The sequence below is a fragment of the Neorhizobium sp. T6_25 genome (assembly GCF_002968555.1).
Classification (GTDB): domain Bacteria; phylum Pseudomonadota; class Alphaproteobacteria; order Rhizobiales; family Rhizobiaceae; genus Neorhizobium.
In genome coordinates, this window is sequence record NZ_PVBL01000081.1 from 1 (window position 1) to 391 (window position 391).

At 59.8% G+C, this 391-nt stretch carries 1 protein-coding gene; it reads right to left on the reverse strand.

The features are described from left to right. On the reverse strand, positions 1-391 hold a 391-nt coding region (locus C5L10_RS33415), incomplete at both ends, for a phage tail protein (protein WP_245448390.1).

Sequence of the window (391 nt, forward strand, 5' to 3'; positions counted from 1 at the left end):
GTTTTAATCAGCCACAGCCCGGCGCGGTGTGCCTGCCCCCGACTGGTACAGCCAAAGGCATCCATCTTCGTGACGTTACGACCGTAACGGGCAATGGCCTGCGTGTCCTCCACAAGCTCTGTCGCCGTCTCCCAGCCGTTGTCCGGGTCAATCCAGTTCACCTCAACGGCATTATGGCGGTCCTTCAGGGCGCTGAAGCTGTAGCGGAACGGCGCGCCATCATCCGGCATCACCACATTACTGCGGTTATAGGTCCACACCTTATCCGACGGTCGGTCCTGCACGAACGTCAGCGTCTGCCCGTTCCATACCGGCATACAGCGCATCGCCGAGCAGAAATCACTGAGCACATCCCACGCCTTGCGCTGTGTGGTCAGGTACGCATTACAGG